This is a genomic window from Clavibacter capsici, assembly GCF_001280205.1.
Lineage (GTDB): Bacteria > Actinomycetota > Actinomycetes > Actinomycetales > Microbacteriaceae > Clavibacter > Clavibacter capsici.
The window spans coordinates 2,883,697-2,901,145 of the sequence record NZ_CP012573.1 but is presented as its reverse complement, the minus strand read 5'-3'; the positions used below and the strand labels follow the sequence as shown (position 1 = coordinate 2,901,145).

Sequence of the window (17,449 nt, the reverse complement as noted above, 5' to 3'; positions counted from 1 at the left end):
TACCGAGGCCGTGTTGCGGTGGCGTTTCCGGGAGCGGATCCGGCGCTTCCCGCGGGAGGCCGGCTCGACCGCCGGTCCGGTCCGGAACCTCCCGGGACGCGCGCGGACGACGCCCCTAGGCTCGACCCCATGAGCGCCGAGACACCTCCGACCGGGATCCGCACCGACGAGCTGGACCAGGGGGTGCGCCCGCAGGACGACCTCTACCTCCACGTGAACGGCCGCTGGCTCGAGCGCACAGAGATTCCCGACGACAAGGCCCGCTGGGGCTCGTTCCACCAGCTCGCCGAGGCGGCCGAGGAGGCCGTGCGGGTGATCATCGAGGAGGCCGTCGACGCCGAGCCCGGCACCGAGGAGCGCAAGGCCGGCGACCTGTTCACGAGCTTCATGGACGAGGAGCGCGTCGAGCGGCTCGGCGTCGAGCCCATCCGCGACCAGCTGGACGCGGCGGCCGCCGTCACCGACGTGCCGTCCTTCCTGCGGACGCTGGGCACCCTCGAGCAGACCAACGTGAGCGGCCTGCTCGGCCTCTTCGTCGACAACGACCCGGGGGATCCCGAGCGCTACGTCGTGCAGGTCGAGCAGGGCGGCATCGGCCTCCCCGACGAGAGCTACTACCGCGAGGAGGGCCACGCCGCCATCCGCGACGCCTACCGGGCCTTCGTCGAGCGCATGCTCGGCCTCGCGGAGCTCGACGACCCCGCGGGCCGCGCCGACCGGATCCTCGACCTCGAGACCCGCGTCGCCGCCGCCCACTGGGACAACGTCCGCACGCGCGACAGCCAGGCCACCTACAACCTCGTCACGTGGGCGGAGCTCCGCGAGCTGGTCGCGACGGCCGCCGGCGCCGACCTCGACGTGTGGCGCGACGCCTTCCAGCCGCCCGCGGCCGCGCTCGACGAGGTCGTGCTCCGCGAGCCGTCCTTCGCCGAGGGCCTCGGCGCGCTGCTGGCCGACGCCGAGGTCCCGGCCCTCCGCGACTGGCTGACCTGGCAGGTCATCCGCTCGAACGCGGCGCTCCTGCCGAGGGCGTTCTCCGAGGCGTCCTTCGACTTCTACGGCCGCACGCTCACGGGCGCGCCCGAGCAGCGCGTGCGGTGGAAGCGCGGCGTCTCGCTGGTCGAGGGAGCCATGGGCGAGGCCATCGGCCGCGTCTACGTCGACCGCCACTTCAGCCGCACCGCGAAGGCCGAGATGGACGTGCTCGTCGGGTACCTCGTGCAGGCGTACCGCGACTCCATCTCCGGCCTCGACTGGATGACGGCGGAGACGCGCGGCCGGGCGCTGGAGAAGCTCGAGAGGTTCACCCCGAAGATCGGCTTCCCCGACCGGTGGCGCGACTACTCGGCGCTCGAGATCGACCCGACGGACCTCGTGGGCAACGTGCGCGCGACCGCCCGGTTCGAGACGCGGCGCGAGCTCGCGAAGATCGGCGCCCCGCTGGACCGCGACGAGTGGTTCATGACGCCGCAGACCATCAACGCGTACTACAACCCGGGCTTCAACGAGATCGTGTTCCCGGCCGCGATCCTGCAGTTCCCGTTCTTCGACGAGGCGCGCGACCCGGCCGCGAACTACGGCGCCATCGGCGCGGTCATCGGCCACGAGATCGGCCACGGCTTCGACGACCAGGGCTCGCGCTACGACGGCGACGGCCGTCTCACCGACTGGTGGACCCCGGCCGACCGCGCCGCGTTCGAGGAGCGGACGGCGTCGCTCATCCAGCAGTACGACGCCCTCGTGCCCGCGCAGCTGACGGCCGACGACGCCCCGCACGTCAACGGCGCGCTCACGATCGGCGAGAACATCGGCGACCTGGGCGGCCTCTCCATCGCGTGGAAGGCGTACCTCCTCTCGCTCGAGGGCGCCGAGCCGCCCGTGGTCGACGGGCTCACGGGCGCGGAGCGCTTCTTCCTCTCCTGGGCGCAGGCCTGGCAGCAGAAGGGCCGCGACGCCGAGGTGATGCGGCTGCTCGCCATCGACCCGCACGCGCCGAACGAGTTCCGCTGCAACCAGATCGTCCGCAACATCGACGCGTTCTACGACACGTTCGACGTGAAGCCGGGCGACGGCCTCTGGCTCGACGAGGAGGCCCGCGTCACCATCTGGTGACGCGCGTCCGGCGATGACGGATCCGAGGCACGCGCCCGACGCCGACCGCCGCCCCCGGCACACCGGGGGCGGGCCCGCGCGCCACGCGGGGCAGGAGCCGACCGACGGCTTCCGCTCCGCCTTCCGCGCGCTCGGCGGCCTCGCCCTCGACGGGATGCGCGTCGCGGCCCGCGCGACCGACCTCGACTCGGGCGGCGTGGTGCTCGCGGTGGACGACCACGTCGCGCTGCCGGCCGCCGGCCTCGGCCGCGTGCTGCTCCTCGTGGAGCTCTCCGCGCGCATGACGGGCGGCGACCTCTCGCCGCTGCACCTCGTGGATCGCGGGGCCCACGACGAGGGCGGCACCGCGGGCCTCTGGCGCCACCTCGTGGTGCCGTCGCTGCCCGTCACGGACCTCGCCTCGCTCGTCGGCGCGACCGGCGACGCCGCCGCGACGAACGCGCTCCTCGGCCTCGTCGGCCTCGACGCGGTGCGCTCGCGCGCCGAGTCGCTCGGCCTCCGCCGCACGGCGCTCCTCGACGTGGCGCGCGGCACCCGCGGGCCGGACGACGCCCCGCAGCTCTCCGTCGGATCCGCCCGCGAGCTCGCGTCGCTGTTCGCCTCCCTCGTGCACGGCGAGGTCGTGGACGAGGAGACGAGCACGCGCGTCGTCGGCTGGCTCGCGCTCAACACCGACCGGTCGATGGTCGCGGCGTCCTTCGGGCTGGACGCGCCCGTCGGCCGCGGCACCGAGCACGGCATGGCGCTCGTCGACTGCACGGGCGTCGACGCGGGCGTGCGGGCCGAGGCGGGCGTGCTCCGCGGGCCGCGCGGTGCGGTCGCGTACGCCGTCATGGTCCACTTCGACGACGCCGACCTCCGCGCGCGCCTGGCGGTGCGCGACGCCCTGGGCGTGGTCGGGCTCGACCTGCTGGAGCACGTGCACTGAGCCCGGTGGATCCCGCCGCCCACCGGCCGCGGATCCGCCCGGGCGTAGAGTCGGATGTCGCCCGCCACCCGCCCGGACGACGGAGGAGACCCCGCATGACCGGCATGAACCCCGCCACCGCCAAGCGCCTCGCCCGCGACGACGTCGCCCCGATGTACGCGGAGGTGGATGCCGCCATCGCGCGCGCGGAGATCCCCGGCACCCCGGAGTGGCAGGAGAAGGTGCGCGGCCGCATCGTCATGGTGCGCCACGGGCAGACCGAGTGGAGCGTCAACGGGCGCCACACCGGGACGACAGACATCCCGCTCACCGCCACCGGCGAGGAGCAGGCCCGTGCGGTCGGCGCCGTGCTCGGCGGCACGCAGTTCGGCCTGGTGCTCGCGAGCCCCCGCTCGCGCGCGCAGCGCACGGCCGAGCTCATCGGCTACGGCGACCAGGCCGAGGTCGACGACCGGCTCGTCGAGTTCGACTACGGCGCGTACGAGGGCCGCACCACCGCCGACATCCAGTCCGAGCGCGGCCACTGGGACCTCTGGACCGACGGCGTCCCCGCGGGCGACACCCCCGGCGAGACGTCCCAGCAGGTCCGCGACCGCGTCCTCCAGGTGCTCGAGCGCGTGCTGCCCGTGCTCGAGTCCGGCCAGGACGTGCTGCTCGTCGCCCACGCGCACGTGATCCGGGCGCTCGCCGTCGCGTGGGTCGGCCTGCCCGCGGAGGCCGGCGGGATCCTCACGCTCTCCACCTCCACGCTCAGCGAGCTCGGCTTCGAGCACGGCCGCCACGCGATCATGCGCTGGAACTGCCCGGCCGACGGCTGGGCGCCGTCGCCCGTGGGCGGCAGCCGCTAGCTCGGGCCCTGTCCGGCGCGGTCGCCGGGCACCCCGCCGCGTAGGATCGCCCCTCGTGGCACAGAAGAAGAAGCGCACCCGGCAGGCCCCCTCGTCCGCAGCACGCACCCGGCCGGCGTCGCCCGCGAAGGCGCGCTCGGGCAACCCGGCGAAGGCCCCGAAGGCGACCGCGCGCGACTGGATCTCCGGCGCCCGCATCCGCACCCTCCCGCTGGCCGTCGCCCCCGTCGCGATCGGCGCCGGCGCTGCCCGCGCGCTCGGTCCGGACGAGGGCGTCTCCCTCGGCCTCGCGCTCCTCTGCCTCGCCGTCGCCGTGCTGCTGCAGATCGGCGTGAACTACGCGAACGACTACTCCGACGGCGTGCGCGGCACCGACGACGTGCGCGTCGGCCCCGCCCGCCTCACGGGATCCGGCGCCGCGAAGCCCCGCACGGTGCTCACCGTCGCGCTCACGTTCTTCGGCCTGGCCGCGGTCGCGGGCCTCGCGATCGTGCTGATCACCGGCCACTGGTGGCTGCTCGCGGTCGGCGCGGTGGCCATCGTCGCGGCCTACTCCTACACGGGCGGCAAGCGCCCCTACGGCTACGCCGGACTCGGCGACGTGGTCGTCTTCGTGTTCTTCGGCCTGGTCGCGACGGCGGGCACGCAGTTCATCCTCATCGGCATGATCACGGGCGAGGGCTGGCTGGGCGGCGTCGCGGCGGGCGGCTTCGCGTGCGCGGTGCTCATGGTCAACAACATCCGTGACATCGAGCAGGACGGCAAGGTCGGCAAGCGCACCCTCGCGGTGCGGCTCGGCCCGCGCGGTTCGCGCATCGTCTACTGCATCGAGGTCGCGATCGCCTACGGGGTCGTGGTCTTCTTCTTCCTCTTCTACCCGAAGGCGCTGCTGGTGCTGTTCACGCTCGTGCTGGCGCTGCCTGCCGCGATCATCGCGTGCACCGGCCGCACCCCGAAGGAGCTGATCCTCTCGCTGCAGCTCACGAGCATGGCCGCGCTCACGTTCGGCCTGGGGCTCGGGGCGGCGTTCGCGTTCTGAGCGGGATGGATCCCGCGCTCGTCGCGGCGCTCGACGCCGACCACGAGACGTGGCCGACCGACGATCCGCGGCTCCTCGCGATCCGCGAGCGGGCGGGCGCGCGTCGACGGGCGGTGCTCGTGGTCGACGCGTCGCTCCGCACGTGGTGGGCGGAGCGCTGGGCCGCGGATCCCGGGCGGGCGGGCGCCGCGCTCGCTGCGTACGTCTCCCGGGCGATGGCGGAGGCGCGACCGGGGGAGCGGTACCTCGTGCTCGACGGCGGGCGCCTCACGCCGTCCACGCGCGCGACGCCGCCCGCGGTGCGCGACGCGACCCCGCCCACGACCGGCCGATGGGTCGCCTACGTGCCGATCGAGCGCGACGGATCCGCGGACCCGTCCTGACGCGCGCGGCTCAGCTGCGCTCGGCCTCGCCGTCGACGCGCGGAGCGGCCGCGGCGGTGTCCGGGGTGCCTGCGTCCGGCGTGCCCTGGGAGCCGGTCGCGACGTCGGCGGATCCGGCCGCGCGGGCCCGGCGCTCGGCCGCGTCCACCGCGGCGTCCTCGGAGTCGTCGTCCTCCACGGGCGCCTTGCGGCCGGCGGCGATCGCCGCGAGATCCGCCGCCATGGCCTCGCGCTGCTTGCGCAGGAAGATGTAGGACCCGCAGAACGACACGACCGCGCCGATGACCGCGGCCAGCGGCCAGAAGTCCGGGCTCACCGCGACCACCAGGCCGAACGGCACGGCGAAGAGGAGGATGCGGACGACGGTGTAGACGAGCCAGTAGCGACGGGAACTCACCGGGTCAGCATAGGTCGGGCGGCTGGGCGGGGCCCCGACCGTGCACGCCGCTGCATCCAGCCGCGGCCCGGCGCGCGCCCCCTTCCCGCTCGCTGGACGCCCGGCGTCCTCCCCGGTTGCGGAGCTACCATCGGGAGATGCCCCGCCTGTTGATCGGTCTCGCCGTCGTGATCGTGTTCTTCACGGTCTTCGTCATCGTGGACACCTCCCTGACGCCGCGGACCCGCATGCGCGGCCTCCCGAAGCCCGCCTGGATCGCGGTGGTCGTCCTGGTGCCCGTCATCGGCGGCATCCTCTGGCTCACGATCGGCAAGGACCGCACCGACCTCGCCCGCGCGTCCGGCCGCCGCCTCGGCCCCGACGACGACCCCGACTTCCTCTCCGGCCTCGGTCGCACGCGCTCGGAGGAGGAGCGGATCCGCCGCCTCGAGCAGGAGCTCGCCGACCTCGACAGCGACGGCGCGGGTCCCGACGACCCGCAGGCCCCCGGCACCGCGGGCGGCCCCACGCGGCCGAACCGCGACGACGACGACCGCGCGCCGGGCCGCCGGGACGCCTGACCGCCGGTGACGCAGACCCCGCCCCACCCCGTCCGCCCGTCCGCCGCCTCCCCCCGCACCGGCAACCCGTCCACCGACCGCGCCATCGCGATGCTGCTCGCGCTGGTCGCGGAGGGGGTCACCGACGTGGTGCTCTGCCCCGGATCCCGCTCCCAGGCCCTCGCGCTCGTCGCGGCGGAGCTGGAGCGCGTCGACGGCGTGCGCCTGCACGTGCGCATCGACGAGCGCGCCGCCGGCTTCCTCGCGCTCGGCCTCGGCGTCGAGTCCGGCCGGCCCGCGCTCGTCATCACGACCTCCGGCACGGCCGTCGCCAACCTGCATCCGGCCGTCCTCGAGGGCTGGCACTCGGGCGTCCCGATGCTGCTGCTCACGGGCGACCGTCCGGCGGAGCTCCGCGGCATCGCCAGCAACCAGACCACGCGGCAGCCCGGGATGTTCGGGGACCGGGTCGCCGTCGTCGACGTGCCGGCACCCGAGGAGACCGACGACGACCTCGCGCGGGACGCCGCCATCGCGCGTGACTCGTATCGCCGGGCGCGCGACGAGCGGACGCCCGTGCACGTGAACGTGGCGTTCCGGGATCCGCTCTCCGTCGCCGTGCCCGACCTCGCCGACGCCGCCGCGGAGGCGCGCGCGGGCGCCGAGGCCGCCGGGTCCCCGTCGGCAGCCGCCGAGCCCGCCGACGTCCTCGACCTCCCGCACGGCCCGCGCACCCTCGTCGTCGCCGGCCACGCCGCGGGCGAGGCCGCCGAGGAGCTGGCGCGCGCAGGCGGCTGGCCGCTCGCCGCCGAGATCTCCAGCGGATCCCACTTCGGCCCGAACCTCGTCGTCTCCTTCCGCGAGCTCCTCGCCCGCCCGGGCTTCGGCGACCGCGTCGAGCGCGTCGTCGTGTTCGGCCACCCCACGCTCACGCGCGAGGTGCCGCTGCTCGTGGGGCGCGACGACGTGGAGGCGATCGTCGTGGGATCCACCGGCGGCGAGGACTACGACCCGCGCCACCGCGTCACCGCCCACCCGGCCGCCGTGCGCGTGGTGGGCGAGCCCGCGGATCCGACCGAGGCCCGCCGCTGGCTCGGCACCTGGGTGCGGGAGAGCCGCGCGATCCTCGACGAGGCCGCCGCCGCCGAGGCCGCGCCGCGCGTCCCCTCCGGCACCACGCCCGCCGAGCGCCGCGAGTTCGCGCGCGCGGAGCTCGCCGCCGTGCGCGCCGACGTCACCCGTCGCAGCCTGGTCCGCGCCGTCTGGCAGGCCACCTGGCCGCACGACCGCCTCGTGCTCGGGGCGTCGCGCCTCATCCGCGAGGCCGACCGGGCGCTGCCCGGCAAGCGCGTGCGCGTGCACGCCAACCGCGGGCTCGCGGGCATCGACGGCACGATCTCCACCGGCCTCGGCATCGCGCTCGCGTCGCAGGCGGGGCCAGGCACCTCCGCCGCGGGCGTCACCCGCGTGCTCGTCGGCGACCTCACGCTCCTGCACGACGTCGGCTCGCTGCTGCTCGGCACCGGGGAGCGGGTGCCGCGGATCCAGGTCATCGTCGGCAACGACGGCGGCGGCACCATCTTCGACGGCCTCGAGGTGTCGCGCACGGCCGCACCCGACGCCATCGACCGCGTCATGTTCACGCCGCAGCGGGTGGATCTCGCGAGCCTCGCCGCGGCCTACGGCTGGACGCACCTGCGCGCGTCGACCCACGGCGAGCTGGAGGCGGCGCTCACCACCGCGTCCGAGGCGCCGCTGCTCATCGAGGTGCCGCTGGTCCGGTAGGCCGGTCCGCCGGGTCAGGTGCGCGAAGTCGGGCTCACGCCGGGATCGCCCCGCGCCACGTCCGCAGCGCCTCGCGCTCGGAGTCGATGAGGGCGGCCGCGTCGAAGAACATGTCGAGGTCGATCCCCGCCATCGCCTCGCGGAACGCCGCCTCGCTCGTGGTGCCGCGCTCGGCGAGGAACGCCTCGATCGCCGGCTCCATGTCGGGCTGGCCGGTGTTCGCCGCGCGCTCCGACCCCCGGCGCATCGACTCCAGGTAGTCGTCGACGACGTCGTCCGGCTCGGCGCCCACCGCGAGGAGCAGCAGCAGGGCGACGAGGCCCGTGCGGTCGCGTCCGGCGCCGCAGTGGAACAGCACGCCGCCCGCCGGGGCGTGGGCGATCGTCCGCAGCGCGGCTCCGGCGCGCTCCGGCAGCGCGGCGAGGTGCGGCAGGTAGTAGAGCGGCGTGCCGACGAGGCCCGTGTCCCAGTACGGCACCCAGAACGCGGGGTGGTCGTCGAGGCCGTCGAGGTCGACGTGCGCGGAGTGGATCCACTCGGGCCGCGGATGCCTGTCGCGGGCGCGCTCGGCGGGCTGGCGGAGGTCGAGCACCGTGCGGAAGCCGAGCTCGCGGAGGCGCTCCCATCCGGCGTCGGTGATGAGGTCGGCGTCCTCCGAGCGGGCGAGCACGCCCGTCGGGGTGGTGCCGCCGGTGCGGAGGCGGATGCCGCCGAGGTCGCGGGCGTTCACGAGGCCGTCGATCGGGAGGGTGCGGTCGGATGCGGTCATCGGTCGAGTCGAGCACGCCGACTCGCAGGCTGACGTCCGCCGCGAGAGTGATCCGCGACCTCCGATGCTCCTAGCCCAGCGCCTCCACGACCGGCCGGAACTTCATCGCGGTCTCGGCGCGCTCGCGCTCCGGGTCGGATCCCGCGACGATGCCGGCGCCCGCGTGCGCGACGATGGCGCCCGACGGATCCACCTGGGCGCCGCGCAGCGCGATGGCCCACTCGCCGTCGCCGTCGGCAGCGACCCAGCCGACCGGTCCGGCGTACCGCCCCCGGTCGGTGGGCTCGAGCTCGGCGATCAGCTCGAGCGACGCGGCGGTCGGGTGCCCGGCGACCGCGGCGGTCGGGTGCAGGGCGCCCACGAGGTCGAGCGACGAGGATCCGTCGCCCAGCGTGCCCGTGACGTCGCTCGCCAGGTGCCACAGGTTCGGCAGCTTGAGGGTGAAGGGCGCGTCCGTGGTGGAGAGGTCGCGGCTGTGCGGGCGGAGCGCGTCGAGGACGCTGTCGCGGGCGAACGCGTGCTCCTCGTTGTCCTTGGGGCTGGCGGCGAGGCCGGCGGCCGCGGCGGCGTCGGCCTGCGCGTCCGTGCCGCGCGAGACCGTGCCCGCGAGGACGCGCGCACCGACCCGTCCGCCGCCGACGCGCACGAGCGTCTCGGGGCTCGCGCCGATGAGGCCGTCGACCGCGTAGGTCCAGCAGTCGGGGTAGCCGAGCGCGAAGCGGCTGAGGGCGAGGCGGAGGTCGCCGCCGAGGGGCAGGCGGCCCACGAGGTCGCGCGCGAGCACGACCTTCTGCACGTCGCCCGCCTGGATGGTCGCGACGGCGCTCGCGACGGCGGCCTCGTAGTCGTCGGGGCCCATGGAGCCCGGCCGCAGGTGCAGCCGGTACTCGGCGCCGGTGCGCTCGGGCACGGGGAGGGCGCCGGCCGCCAGCGCGTCGAGCGGGGAGGCGACGTCGCCGTCCTCCTGGTCGGCCAGCCGGATCCGCGTCACCCACGACACCCCGTCGCGACGCCCGACGACGATGCGCGGCACGACGAGCACGCTGGCGGCCGCGGAGTCGTCGGCGAACGCGAAGGCGCCGAACGCGATGAGGCCGGTGCCGGGGATCCCGAGCGGATCCGTGACGCGGGCGGCGGCCGCGACCTCGCGCCACGCGGCGGCGGCGTCGCGCACGCGGTCCGGCCCGCGGAACTCCAGCCGCAGCGCCTCGCCGATGCCCCCCATCCCGGATCCGTGCCGCAGCCACAGGAGCGGGTGGCGGGCGTCGAGGAGGGGGACGAGCCGGGCGATGGAGTCGACGGGGGTGGTGTCGACGAGGAGCGCTCGGACGCGGGTGGCGGTCACGGACGCCAGCCTACCGCCGGGGATCCGGGCCTCCCGGGGAGCCCGGGGAGCCGCGCGCACCGCCCGGCGCCGCCCCTCCGCCCCCGTCCTCTGATGGCCCCCTGGGCATCCGGCCCCCGCCCACCGCGAGCCCAGCGCGCCCGAATAGACTGACCGCGTGATGCGAGCAGACCTCAGCAAGAAGCCCGGCCAGGTGTCGGCCATGTTCGACGAGGTCTCGAGCGCCTACGACCGCACGAACACCTTCCTCTCGGTAGGGAACGACCAGCTCTGGCGCGTCGCCACCACGCGGGCCGTCGCGCCCGTCGCGGGCGAGCGGATCCTCGACCTCGCGGCCGGCACGGGCACCTCGAGCGCGGCGCTCGCCGCGTCGGGCGCGCACGTGGTCGCGGCCGACTTCTCCGAGGGGATGCTCGAGGTCGGCCGCCGCCGGCACGCCGGCAACCCGCGCATCGAGTTCGTGCACGCCGACGCCACCGACCTCCCCTTCGACGACGACTCGTTCGACGCCGTCACCATCTCCTTCGGCCTCCGCAACGTCGTCGAGCCGCGGAAGGGCCTCGACGAGCTGCTCCGGGTGCTGAAGCCCGGCGGCCGCATCGTCATCTGCGAGTTCAGCACCCCGCCCGTCCCGCTCGTGCGCCGCGGCTACGACCTCTACATGAGGACGGTCGCGCCGGCGCTCACGAAGCTCGTGAGCTCCAACGCCAGCGCGTACGAGTACCTCAACGAGTCGATCCAGGCCTGGCCCGACCAGGCGACGCTGAGCTCGTGGCTCCGCGAGGCCGGGTTCGCGTCGGTCGAGCACCGCGACCTCACCGCCGGGATCGTGGCGCTGCACCGCGGCGTCAAGCCCGCCGGCCGTCACGCCGCTCCCCGTCCCGCCGCGTCCTGACCGCGCCTGAAACCCGACAGACAAGGACGCCGACCATGAGTCCGAGCATCCCGCTCGCCCGCCGCGGCACCTCCGTCGCCTCCCACGCCAGCCTCACCGAGCGCCTCTTCTCGTCCTCGGGCGACCGGCGCATGGCCCGCAGCATCGACGACGGGCTCGCGCTCGTCGAGGAGCAGCTCCTCCGCGAGGTGCGCTTCGCCGACGACGTGGCCGACGTCACCACGCGCTACCTGCTGGATGCGGGCGGCAAGCGCGTGCGCCCCATGCTCGCTCTCCTCATCGCGCAGCTCGGCGAGGGCAACACGCAGCAGGTGGTGGACGCCGCCGTCGCCATCGAGATCACGCACCTCGCATCGCTGTACCACGACGACGTCATGGACGAGGCGGACATGCGCCGCGGCGTCCCGAGCGCGCAGGCCGTGTGGGGCAACTCCATCGCCATCCTCGCGGGCGACCTCCTCTTCGCGCGCGCCAGCAAGATCGTCGCCGACCTCGGCCCGCGCGCCATCCGCCTCCAGGCCGCCACGTTCGAGCGCCTCGTGCTCGGCCAGCTGCACGAGACCATCGGCCCGCGCGAGGACCAGGACCCGATCGAGCACTACCTCGACGTCCTCGCCGACAAGACCGGCTCCCTCATCGCGTGCGCCGCGCAGATGGGCGTCATCTACTCCGGCGCGGATCCCGAGCTCGAGCCCGCCGTGCTGGCGTTCGGCGAGCGCACGGGCGTGGCCTTCCAGCTCGTCGACGACGTGCTCGACCTCGCCGACCAGCCCGAGGAGACCGGCAAGCTCGCCGGCACCGACCTCCGCGCCGGCGTCTCGACGCTGCCGCTGCTCTACCTGACCCGCCTCGCGGCCACCGACCCGGACGCGGCGGCGCTGCTCGCCCGCATCCAGCGCGACGTGGAGCACGAGGAGACGCCCGAGTCCGAGGCCGACCTCACCGCCGCCATCGCGGAGCTCCGCGACCACGAGGTCACGGCGCGCACCATCGCGGAGGCCCACCGCTGGGCCGCCGAGGCGGTCGACGCGCTGGCTCCCCTCCCGGAGGGCCCGGTGAAGAAGGCGCTCACGCGCTTCGCCGACACCATCGTCGAGCGCACGCGCTAGCTGCCGCTCGTCCCCGCCGGCTCTCGCGGGGATCCGCATCACCACGCCCCCGACGGCCGGCACGGGGACGACGACGAACCGAGGACACCAGTGACCAAGCTCAGGCTGGCCATCGTGGGCGCAGGGCCCGCGGGCATCTACGCGGCCGACATCATCCTGAAGGCCGAGAAGCAGTTCGACGTCTCCATCGACCTCTTCGAGCGCCTCCCCGCGCCGTACGGCCTCGTCCGCTACGGCGTCGCGCCCGACCACCCGCGCATCAAGGGCATCATCGGCGCGCTCCGCGACGTGCTCGACCGCGGCGACATCCGCATCTTCGGCAATGTCGACTACGGCCGCGACATCACGCTCGCCGACCTGCAGAAGCACTACAACGCCGTCATCTTCTCCACGGGCGCGATCCGCGACGCCGAGCTCGACATCCCCGGCATCGACCTGCCGGGCTCCTACGGCGCGGCCGACTTCGTCAACTGGTTCGACGGCCACCCGGACTTCCCGCGCGACTGGCCGCTCGACGCGCGCGAGGTCGCCGTCATCGGCAACGGCAACGTCGCGCTGGACGTCGCGCGCATGCTGTCGAAGCACGCCGACGACCTCCTGCCCACCGAGATCCCGGACAACGTCTACACGGGGCTCAAGCGCTCGCCCGTCACCGACGTGCACGTCTTCGGCCGCCGCGGACCCGCGCAGGTGAAGTTCACGCCGCTCGAGCTCCGCGAGCTCGGCGAGGTGCCCGACGTCGACGTCATCGTCTACGACGAGGACTTCGGCGTGGATCCCGCCGCCGAGGAGGCCGCGAGGACGAACAAGCAGGTCATGGTCATCAGCCGCGTGCTGGAGAAGTGGCGCACGCGCGAGGCCGGCACCGCATCCCGCCGCCTGCACCTGCACTTCTACTCGCGCCCGGCGGAGGTGCTCGCGTCCGACGACGCCGAGCCGCGCGTCGCGGCCTTGCGCATCGAGCGCACGCGCCCGGACGGCCACGGCGGCGTCGAGGGCACGGGCGAGTTCCGCGACGTGCCCGTGCAGGCGATCTACCGCGCGGTCGGCTACTTCGGCTCGCCCGTCGACGGCATCCCGTTCGACGAGGTCCGCGGCGTGATCCCGAACCACGAGGGCCAGGTCCTCGACCTCGACAACACGCGCATCCCCGGCGTCTACGCCACGGGCTGGATCAAGCGCGGGCCCATCGGCCTCATCGGCCACACCAAGTCCGACGCCATGGAGACCGTCTCGCACGTGCTCAACGACCAGGGCGACTGGTGGACCCCCGAGGCGCCGGAGGAGCAGGCGATCGTCGACCTCCTCACCGAGCGGGGCATCGAGTACACCGACCTCGACGGCTGGCACGCGCTGGACGAGCACGAGATCGCCCTCGGCGAGCCGCACGGCCGTGCCCGCATCAAGGTGGTCGAGCGCGACGAGATGCTCGAGGCGTCGAAGCCCCGGCAGTCCGCCTGATCCGCACCCCCTGATCGACGCCGACGGGCGCCCGCGGTCCTCCCGCGGGCGCCCGTCCGTCGTCCGTCCCCAGGTGGGTCCCGACCCGCCCGCTCGTCGCATCGCAGCCCCTAGGGTCGCCGCGTGATCCCCGCCCCCGTCCCCGCGCTCGTCGTCGCGGGTGCCGGCCTCGCAGGTGCCGCCGTGGGCGCCGCGTCCCCGCGCCTCGCCCGCATCGCGCTCGCCGGCGGACGCCGCGCGGGAGGCCTCGACGCCCGCCCGCTGCATCCGCTCCCCGCCCTCGGCCGCCCGGCCGCCGTCGTGGCCGCGCTCGTGACGGGGATCCTCGCGGCCGCGGTCGTCGCGGAGACCCCGGCGGCCCGCGTCCCGGTCGCGCTGCTCCTCGTGGTCGTCGGACCGGTCCTCGTGCTCGCCGACCTCGCCGCGCACCGCCTGCCCGACCGCGCGACGGCCCCCGCCGCGGTGATGGCGGCGGCCCTCGCGCTGGCCGTGGGCGGATCCGGCCTCCTGGCGCAGGCGGCCGCGTGCGGAGCCGCCGCCGCCCTCGTGCTCGCGCTCCTGCAGGCCGCGACCGCCGGCGGCCTCGGCACCGGCGACGTGAAGCTGGCGGGCGTCCTCGGCCTGGCGCTCGGGCAGCTCGGGCCCGGGCAGGTCGCGCTCGGCCTCGCCGCCGGCACGCTCCTCGGCGGCGTCGCGGCGACGGCCATGCTGGTCGGCGGACGGGCGCGCGCGTCGACGGCCGTCCCGTTCGGCCCGTGGCTCCTGCTCGGCGCGCTCCTCGTGGCGGCCGCTCCCACTACGCTCGCGTGAGCGCACGACGATCCCGGCCGATGATCGCCTGTGCGTGGATACCCTCGCGCCCCGAGGGGCGTACGGTGGAGACAGTGTCCAAGACCCCGGCATCGACGTACTGACGAGCCAGAGGAAAAGAGACATGACGGAGAGATCCCTCGCACTGCTGCAGGACGAGACGGGCGTGCTCCTCGCCGCCGCCTCGCGCGCGGTGGTCTCCCTCTACCGGCCGCTGCTGCAGCCGCTGAACCTCACGCATCCCCAGTACCTCGTGCTCCTCGCGCTCGACGAGGAGGACCCGCAGGCCGTCGTCGACCTGGCCGAGAAGCTGCACCTCACGCCCGGCACGCTGTCGCCGCTGCTCAAGCGCCTCGAGGTCTTCGGCTACGTCACCCGGTTCCGCGACGCCTCCGACGAGCGCCGCCTGTCGGTCGGCCTCACCGAGGCGGGCCGCGACATGCTGCCCGTCATCTGGCGCGTGGGCGACCGGGTGCGCCAGGACATCGCGGGGGAGGAGCCGTACGGATCCGAGCTGCGCGAGCTCCTGCACGACGTGCTCGACCGGGTCACGGCGCGCGAGCAGGCCGATGCGGCCGCCCAGCCCGCCGATGTCGAGGACTGACGCGGCCGGATCCGCGCCCGTCCCTCGCGGACGGCTCCCGACCTACTGCACGCCCGAGGTCAGTCGCGCGAGGTTGTCGAGCACGGTGCTGAAGCGGGACCGGTGGCTCCACTCGTCGATCGTGAGCTCGCGGCTGCGCGCCCGGTAGCCGTCCTCGACGCGGCGCATCTCGCGCACGAAGCGGGGTCCGCGCACCATCAGCGACACCTCCATGTTGAGGCTGAACGAGCGCATGTCCATGTTGCTGGATCCGATGACGGCCACGTCGTCGTCGATCGTGAAGTGCTTGCTGTGCAGGATGTACGGCGCCCGGTACATCCAGATCCGCACGCCCGCGTTCAGCAGCTCCTCGTAGTAGGAGCGCTGCGCGTGGTAGACGACGGGCTGGTCGCCGATCTCGCTGACGAAGAGCTCCACCGACAGGCCGCGCTGCACGGCCGTCGTGATGGCGTACCGCATCGAGTCGTCCGGCACGAAGTACGGCGACGTGATGACGATGCGCTCCTGCGCGTAGTAGAGCAGCGCGTTGAACAGCCGCAGGTTGTTCTCGCCGGGGAACCCGGGGCCGGACGGCACGACCTGGCAGTCGAGCTCCTCGTCGTCGTCGGACGCCGCGATCTCGATGGGCTCCGTCTCGCGCACCAGCAGCTGGTCGGTCTCCGCGTACCAGTCGGTGATGAAGATCGCGTTGAGGCCGCTGACGATGGGGCCCTCGAGCCGGGTCATGAGGTCCTGCCACTTGAGGCCGCGCTTGCGGTTGACGACCTTGTTGTAGCTGCGGTGGACCATGTTCTGGGATCCCATGAAGCCCACGCGCCCGTCGACCACGAGCACCTTGCGGTGGTTGCGGAGGTCGGGTCGCTGGTAGCGCCCGCGCAGCGGCTGCACGGGCAGCATGAGCTGCCACTCGGCGCCGATCGCCGTGAGCTTGCGCGTCGTGCGCTTGTAGCCGGGCGCGCGCAGCGAGGCGATGTGGTCGAGGAGCACGCGCACGGTGACGCCGCGCTGCACCGCACGCTCGAGGGCGTCGAAGAACGGCGCGCTCGTCACGTCCCACGCGAGGATGTAGAACTCGACGTGCACGTAGCGCGTCGCCTTCTCGACCTCCGCGGTCATGGCCGCGATGGACTCGTCGTAGTGGCTGTAGAGCTTCGCCCGGTTGCCGCCGACGAGGGGCATGGATCCGAGGGTCCGGTTGAGCTCCACCACGGAGTCGAGCCACGCGGGCCACGAGTGCTCGCGCGTGACGCGCTCGATGCCCTCGGTCGACTCGATGATGAACCGGTTGATCTCCTGCTGCTTCTCCCGGCGCCGCTTCGGCAGCCGGGTCGAGCCGATGAGGAGGAAGAGGAGGATGCCGAGGTACGGCAGGAAGAACACGGCCATGAGCCAGGCCACGGCGGTGGACGGCCGGCGGTTCCGGGGGATGACCAGCAGGGCCGTCACGCGGACGACGAAGTCGACGACGATCGCCAGACCCGCCAGGATCAGGGTGGTCATCGAGGGGTCCATCAGCCGGAGTCTATCCGGCGGCCCGCGGGCGCCGACGGGGCGCGGGGCGGGCCGGACAGGCGCCCGGGCGGGCGGGTCGCCCGCCCGGCGGGATCAGCGGAAGTTGACGAACTGCAGGTCGAGGTCCACGTCGGCGCCCTTGAGCAGCGCGATGGTCTGCTGCAGGTCGTCGCGGCTCTTGCTCGAGACGCGGAGCTCGTCGCCCTCGACGCGGCTCTTGATGCTCTTCGGGCCCTCGTCGCGGATGATCTTGCCGAGCTTCTTCGCGTTCGCCTGGTCGATGCCCTGCTTGAGGGTGACCTCGATCCGGTGCGCCTTGCCCGAGGCGAAGGGCTCGCCCTCCTCGAGGCTCTTGAGGCCGATGCCGCGCTTGATCATCTTCGACTGCAGCACGTCGAGGATCGCCTTCACGCGCTCCTCGCTCGAGGCCTTCATGAGGATGGTGTCGCCGCTCCACTCGATGGAGGCGCCCACGTTCTTGAAGTCGTAGCGCTGCTCCACCTCCTTCTGGGTCTGGTGGACGGCGTTGTCCGCCTCCATGCGGTCGACCTTGCTGACGACGTCGAACGAGGAATCTGCCATGCCGACCATGTTAAGGGACGCGCGGTGGGAGGGACCGGCGGACGAGGCGGGCGGATCCGCGCGATTTCGGTTCGCGGGCCGGCGACCGCTATCATCGACGAGCGTCTCCGGTCCGTGATCACACAGGTCGGGTGCGCATGGCGAGTTACCCTAGCGGCCAAAGGGATCTGACTGTAAATCAGACGGCTCAGCCTTCGGGGGTTCGAATCCCTCACTCGCCACCGAACGGAACGGCCCCGCGATCGCGGGGCCGTTCGTCTGCCCCGCCGCATCCGTCGGGGCCCGCCCGTGCCGGCACCGTCGCCCGCGCGCCCGACGACCTGGATCCCTG

At 74.2% G+C, this 17,449-nt stretch carries 17 protein-coding genes and 1 tRNA gene; 13 read left to right on the top strand and 5 right to left on the bottom strand.

Features of this window, described 5'->3' with window-relative positions:
- Positions 1-129 precede the first annotated feature (129 nt).
- From AES38_RS13660 to AES38_RS13640, 5 genes are all read left to right on the top strand, one after another.
- The gene (locus tag AES38_RS13660; protein WP_053775425.1) at positions 130-2,112 is read left to right on the top strand and encodes a M13 family metallopeptidase; all 1,983 of its coding nucleotides are present in this window, start codon (positions 130-132) and stop codon (positions 2,110-2,112) included.
- A gap of 13 nt (positions 2,113-2,125) precedes the next feature.
- Entirely contained in the window at positions 2,126-3,040 is a 915-nt protein-coding gene (locus AES38_RS13655) for a serine hydrolase (protein WP_053775424.1), read from the top strand.
- 95 nt (positions 3,041-3,135) lie between these two features.
- Complete coding sequence (locus AES38_RS13650; RefSeq protein ID WP_053775423.1) at positions 3,136-3,888, top strand: histidine phosphatase family protein; 753 nt, start codon at positions 3,136-3,138, stop codon at positions 3,886-3,888.
- Positions 3,889-3,943: 55 nt separating this feature from the next.
- Entirely contained in the window at positions 3,944-4,927 is a 984-nt protein-coding gene (locus AES38_RS13645) for a 1,4-dihydroxy-2-naphthoate polyprenyltransferase (RefSeq protein ID WP_053775422.1), read from the top strand.
- A gap of 5 nt (positions 4,928-4,932) precedes the next feature.
- Positions 4,933-5,310, top strand: a complete 378-nt coding sequence (locus AES38_RS13640) for a hypothetical protein (RefSeq protein WP_053775421.1) — start codon at positions 4,933-4,935, stop codon at positions 5,308-5,310.
- A 10-nt stretch (positions 5,311-5,320) separates the two neighbouring features.
- On the opposite strand, the gene AES38_RS13635 is transcribed toward AES38_RS13640, so the two are convergent.
- Positions 5,321-5,707 (bottom strand): DUF4229 domain-containing protein, encoded by a 387-nt coding sequence (locus tag AES38_RS13635; RefSeq protein WP_053775420.1) that lies wholly within the window; start codon positions 5,705-5,707, stop codon positions 5,321-5,323.
- Between the two features lie 137 nt (positions 5,708-5,844).
- Between AES38_RS13635 and AES38_RS13630 the strand changes: the two genes are divergently transcribed.
- On the top strand, positions 5,845-6,267 hold the full coding sequence (locus AES38_RS13630; RefSeq protein WP_043668167.1) for a PLD nuclease N-terminal domain-containing protein: 423 nt from the start codon (positions 5,845-5,847) through the stop codon (positions 6,265-6,267).
- A 90-nt stretch (positions 6,268-6,357) separates the two neighbouring features.
- Positions 6,358-8,031, top strand: coding sequence for a 2-succinyl-5-enolpyruvyl-6-hydroxy-3-cyclohexene-1-carboxylic-acid synthase (gene menD, locus AES38_RS13625; RefSeq protein WP_167441276.1), 1,674 nt, complete (start codon positions 6,358-6,360; stop codon positions 8,029-8,031).
- Between the two features lie 34 nt (positions 8,032-8,065).
- On the opposite strand, the gene AES38_RS13620 is transcribed toward menD, so the two are convergent.
- Both AES38_RS13620 and AES38_RS13615 read right to left on the bottom strand, forming a co-directional pair.
- Positions 8,066-8,800 (bottom strand): tyrosine-protein phosphatase, encoded by a 735-nt coding sequence (locus tag AES38_RS13620; RefSeq protein ID WP_053775418.1) that lies wholly within the window; start codon positions 8,798-8,800, stop codon positions 8,066-8,068.
- 70 nt (positions 8,801-8,870) lie between these two features.
- The gene (locus tag AES38_RS13615) at positions 8,871-10,145 is read right to left on the bottom strand and encodes an isochorismate synthase (RefSeq protein ID WP_053775417.1); all 1,275 of its coding nucleotides are present in this window, start codon (positions 10,143-10,145) and stop codon (positions 8,871-8,873) included.
- A 160-nt stretch (positions 10,146-10,305) separates the two neighbouring features.
- Between AES38_RS13615 and ubiE the strand changes: the two genes are divergently transcribed.
- From ubiE to AES38_RS13590, 5 genes are all read left to right on the top strand, one after another.
- Positions 10,306-11,040 (top strand): bifunctional demethylmenaquinone methyltransferase/2-methoxy-6-polyprenyl-1,4-benzoquinol methylase UbiE, encoded by a 735-nt coding sequence (gene ubiE, locus AES38_RS13610; protein ID WP_053775416.1) that lies wholly within the window; start codon positions 10,306-10,308, stop codon positions 11,038-11,040.
- Between the two features lie 35 nt (positions 11,041-11,075).
- Positions 11,076-12,149, top strand: a complete 1,074-nt coding sequence (locus AES38_RS13605; RefSeq protein ID WP_053775415.1) for a polyprenyl synthetase family protein — start codon at positions 11,076-11,078, stop codon at positions 12,147-12,149.
- 90 nt (positions 12,150-12,239) lie between these two features.
- The gene (locus tag AES38_RS13600) at positions 12,240-13,610 is read left to right on the top strand and encodes an FAD-dependent oxidoreductase (RefSeq protein ID WP_053775414.1); all 1,371 of its coding nucleotides are present in this window, start codon (positions 12,240-12,242) and stop codon (positions 13,608-13,610) included.
- A 123-nt stretch (positions 13,611-13,733) separates the two neighbouring features.
- Positions 13,734-14,420, top strand: a complete 687-nt coding sequence (locus AES38_RS13595) for a prepilin peptidase (protein ID WP_053775413.1) — start codon at positions 13,734-13,736, stop codon at positions 14,418-14,420.
- A 124-nt stretch (positions 14,421-14,544) separates the two neighbouring features.
- Complete coding sequence (locus tag AES38_RS13590; protein WP_053775412.1) at positions 14,545-15,024, top strand: MarR family winged helix-turn-helix transcriptional regulator; 480 nt, start codon at positions 14,545-14,547, stop codon at positions 15,022-15,024.
- Between the two features lie 42 nt (positions 15,025-15,066).
- Here AES38_RS13590 and cls read toward each other — a convergent pair whose 3' ends face one another.
- Together cls and AES38_RS13580 are read right to left on the bottom strand one after the other, a co-directional pair.
- Complete coding sequence (gene cls, locus AES38_RS13585) at positions 15,067-16,536, bottom strand: cardiolipin synthase (RefSeq protein ID WP_053775411.1); 1,470 nt, start codon at positions 16,534-16,536, stop codon at positions 15,067-15,069.
- Between the two features lie 93 nt (positions 16,537-16,629).
- The gene (locus tag AES38_RS13580; protein WP_053775410.1) at positions 16,630-17,118 is read right to left on the bottom strand and encodes a YajQ family cyclic di-GMP-binding protein; all 489 of its coding nucleotides are present in this window, start codon (positions 17,116-17,118) and stop codon (positions 16,630-16,632) included.
- 139 nt (positions 17,119-17,257) lie between these two features.
- On the opposite strand from AES38_RS13580, the gene AES38_RS13575 reads away from it, so the two are divergent.
- Positions 17,258-17,339: transfer RNA gene (locus tag AES38_RS13575), tRNA-Tyr, on the top strand.
- Positions 17,340-17,449: the final 110 nt, after the last annotated feature.